This is a genomic window from uncultured Sphingomonas sp., from assembly GCF_964244235.1.
Lineage (GTDB): Bacteria > Pseudomonadota > Alphaproteobacteria > Sphingomonadales > Sphingomonadaceae > Sphingomonas.
On sequence record NZ_CAXTII010000136.1, the window covers coordinates 1 to 3438 of the forward strand.

Sequence of the window (3438 nt, forward strand, 5' to 3'; positions counted from 1 at the left end):
TGTGGGGGCCATGGCGACGCGGGCGAGGCCCTCGAGCCAGAGCTGGTGCTGGCGGTGCATCCGGCCGGGCATCAGCAGCTTGCCGAGCCGGGCCATGACGCCGCGTTGGGTTTCCTCGGTGACGACGATGCAGCCGCTCGCCGCCGGCGCGATCGCCCAGGCGTGGTAGGCGATGACACCGGTGCCGTGCGCGAGCCATGCGATGCGCTCGCCAGGCACGAACTCCTCGACCGTCGAGACGAGGTCGACCCCGAAGGTCCGCCAGCGGAAGGTCACGCCGGGGCGCAGGTCGCCGCCGCCGTCGACGCGGACGTTTGACGCGTTGGTGTAGAACGCCGGCCAGCCCTCGGCAGCGATCAGCCGCTTCCAGACGGCGGCGGGGTCGGCCGCCATCGCCAGCGTGTTGACGACGTGGACCGGCATGACGCCGGGGGCATAAGCGGCGGGCCAGCGGATCGTCATTCGGCGGGCTCGAGGACGCCGCGGTCGGGCAGCAGCTCCGCCGCCCAGCCGCGATCGGTGCCGCAGACCTTGTCCCAAAAGCGGAAATACAGGCCGTAGTTGCAGCGGTAGTGGCGGTGGTGGAGGTGGTGGTGCGACGCGGTGATCATCACCCGGCCCCATGCGCCCGCGACCCACGACGGCGGGTAGATCTCCCAGCCGATGTGGTTCGACACGCCGTTGAAGGTCATGATCGTCAGCACGACCATCAGCGCGCCGATATGGACGGGCACGAGGAACACGAGCGCCGGGATCAGCAGCGCCCCCGACAGCGCCTCCCACGGGTGAAAGCTCATCGCCGCCCACGCGGTCGGCGGGCGGCTGGCGTGGTGGGTGGCGTGGACGCGCGCGAACACCTTCGGGCGGTGCATCCAGCGGTGGGTCCAGTAGAAATAGGTGTCGTGGACGAACAGATAGATCAGCACCGACACCGGCAGGTACAGCCAGCCGAGCGTCGTCGGCGTGCCGGTGTAGATCGCGGTTAGCCCATAGTCGTGCCACAGTACCCCGGCGATCCCGGCGGGGATGCCGTAGATCGCCGCCGACGCGATCGACCAGATTATCTCGCGACGGACCTGCGGGGCGCGCTTCGCCGCCTCGGGCCCGGCGTCGGGGTGGAGGCGCAGCGTCAGCACGGCGAACGCCCCCGACACCGCGAAATAGCGCAGCGCGACGATCACCGTCATGCCGAGCGCACCGAGGAGGAGGGTGAGAATCACGCGGCGACGATAGCCGGGGAGGAGCACCACGTCACGGGGTCGATCGCGTGGCGGCGGTGTCGCACGGCGAAGATGAACGTTACGGAACGAACACGTTCAACCAGCTTTCATCGAGGCACGCGCAAGACGCGGAGCCGGCACGATTACCGACCGGCAACCGAGGAGGCAAATATGAAGACAGTTCTTATCGTCGTGGCCGCGCTGATCGCCATGCCCGCCGTGGCGCAGACGACGACCAGCTCGACGACGACGACGGCGCACGAATCGAGCACCGAGATGAAGCCGGCGGTGGTCGTCGTCCACCACCCGAAGCGCCACCGCGTCGTCCATCACCGGGCCCCCGCGACGACGACCACGACCGTCAAGACGCCCGCCACCGAGACGACGACGACCGTCACCAAGCCATAACGCCAACGCCGTCCGTCGCGTCGTGCGGCGGACGGCATCGGCGCATCGACCGCCGGCGCACACTGCGACCAAACCGCAGGGTCGCGCCGATGATCGTGTTGCGCTACGCCGATTGCCGATGGACTTCGATCTCATTCTCGCCGGGGGTGGCCTCGCCAACGGGCTGATCGCGCTGCGGCTCGCGGCGACGCGGCCCGAGCTGCGGGTGGCGATCGTCGAAAGCGGGGAGCGACTCGGCGGCAACCATACCTGGTCGTCGTTCGAGGCCGACATCACGCCGGCGCAGGTCGCGTGGACCGCGCCGCTGATGGCGCACCGCTGGGACCGGTACAGCATCCGCTTCCCGGCGCACGTGCGGACGCTCGTCTCGGGGTATCGGAGCGCGACGAGCGAGCGGCTCGCCGACGCGGTCGCGGCGACGCCCGCGACGGTCCTGACTGGCGTGGGCGTCGCCGCGCTGACGCCGACGAGCGTGACGCTCGCCGACCAGCGCGTGCTGACCGCGCAGGCCGTCATCGACGGGCGGGGGCAGGGGTCGCAACGCGGGGCCAAGCCGCCGCTCGATCTGCGCTCGCAGAAATTCCTCGGCATCGAGGTCGAGTTGACCGGGTCGCATGGCCTCGACGGGCCGGTGATCATGGACGCGACGGTGCCGCAGCACGATGGCTACCGCTTCGTCTATACGCTGCCGTTCGGGCCGCGGACGGTGCTTGTCGAGGACACCTATTACAGCGACGGTGCCGACCTCGCCCCCGACATCCTGCGACAGCGCGTGTTCGACTATATCGCCGCGCAGGGCTGGACCGTCGCCCGCGTGCTGCGCGAGGAGGTCGGCGTGCTGCCGATCGCGCTCGATGGCGACATCGGAGCGTTCTGGGATGCGGGCGAGGCGGACGTGCCGGTCGTCGGCCTGCGCGCCGCGCTGTTCAACCCGATCACCGGCTACAGCTTCCCCGATGCGGTCCGGGTCGCCGATCTGGTTGCCGGGCTGCCCGACCTGACCCCCGCGGCGCTGTATGCGGCGCTGCGACACCACAGCGAGTCGACGTGGGCGGCCCGGAAATTCTACAGGTTCCTCAACCGGATGCTGTTCGACGCGGCCGAGCCGGCCGAGCGTTACCGCGTGCTCCAGCGCTTCTACCGGCTTGACGCCGCGCTGGTCCGCCGGTTCTACGCGGGTCGGTCGACGACGTGGGACATGCTGCGGACGATGATCGGGCGGCCACCGGTGCCGCTGGGGCGCGCGCTCGGCGTGCTGCTGAAATCTTGAGGGGCTGATTGGTGAAGACCGACAGAATGAAGACGGCAGCGGTGATCGGCAGCGGATTCGGCGGGCTCGCGCTCGCGATCCGGCTGCAGTCGGCAGGGGTGCAGACGACGCTGATCGAGCAGCGCGACAAGCCCGGCGGCCGGGCGTACGTGTTCGAGGACAAGGGCTTCACCTTCGACGCCGGCCCGACCGTCATCACCGATCCGTCGTGCCTCGAGGAACTATGGGGCCTGTCGGGGCGCAAGCTGTCGGACTATGTCGAGCTGATGCCGGTCACGCCGTTCTACCGGCTGATGTGGGAAGACGGCTACATCTTCGACTATTCGAACGACGACGAGGCGCTGTTCGCGCAGATCGGCGCGAAGAACCCGAAGGATGTCGCCGGGTACAAGCGCTTCCTCAACTATTCCGAGAACGTATTCCGTGAAGGCTATGAAAAGCTTGGCCACGAGGCGTTCCTCGACTTCGGTACGATGATGAAGGCGGCGCCGCAGCTGATGCGCTACGAGGCGTTCCGCTCGGTCTATGCGATGGTCAGCC

Annotated in this window: 5 protein-coding genes; 3 read left to right on the forward strand and 2 right to left on the reverse strand. The window is 68.9% G+C overall.

Going from position 1 to position 3438, the window contains the following annotated elements; all coding sequences use genetic code 11:
- Together ACFE7D_RS14165 and ACFE7D_RS14170 are read right to left on the reverse strand one after the other, a co-directional pair.
- Positions 1-462 (reverse strand): SRPBCC family protein (locus tag ACFE7D_RS14165; RefSeq protein WP_375396054.1); only part of this gene is annotated, 462 nt, incomplete at its 3' end.
- A complete protein-coding gene (locus ACFE7D_RS14170; RefSeq protein ID WP_375396057.1) occupies positions 459-1220 on the reverse strand; it encodes a sterol desaturase family protein in 762 nt (253 codons plus the stop codon). The genes ACFE7D_RS14170 and ACFE7D_RS14165, both read right to left, overlap by 4 nt.
- A gap of 171 nt (positions 1221-1391) precedes the next feature.
- Between ACFE7D_RS14170 and ACFE7D_RS14175 the strand changes: the two genes are divergently transcribed.
- The 3 genes from ACFE7D_RS14175 to ACFE7D_RS14185 form a co-directional block, all read left to right on the forward strand.
- A complete protein-coding gene (locus ACFE7D_RS14175) occupies positions 1392-1628 on the forward strand; it encodes a hypothetical protein (protein ID WP_375396055.1) in 237 nt (78 codons plus the stop codon).
- Between the two features lie 118 nt (positions 1629-1746).
- Positions 1747-2898: a lycopene beta-cyclase CrtY gene (gene crtY, locus ACFE7D_RS14180; RefSeq protein WP_375396056.1), complete on the forward strand. Its 1152-nt coding sequence runs from the start codon at positions 1747-1749 to the stop codon at positions 2896-2898.
- Between the two features lie 26 nt (positions 2899-2924).
- On the forward strand, positions 2925-3438 hold a 514-nt coding region (locus ACFE7D_RS14185), incomplete at its 3' end, for an FAD-dependent oxidoreductase (RefSeq protein ID WP_375396058.1).

Bases quoted from the DNA above. Each gene is read 5' to 3' on its own strand.
- ACFE7D_RS14175 (WP_375396055.1), top strand. From the start codon at position 1,392: ATGAAGACAGTTCTTATCGTCGTGGCCGCGCTGATCGCCATGCCCGCC.
- crtY (WP_375396056.1), top strand. From the start codon at position 1,747: ATGGACTTCGATCTCATTCTCGCCGGGGGTGGCCTCGCCAACGGGCTG.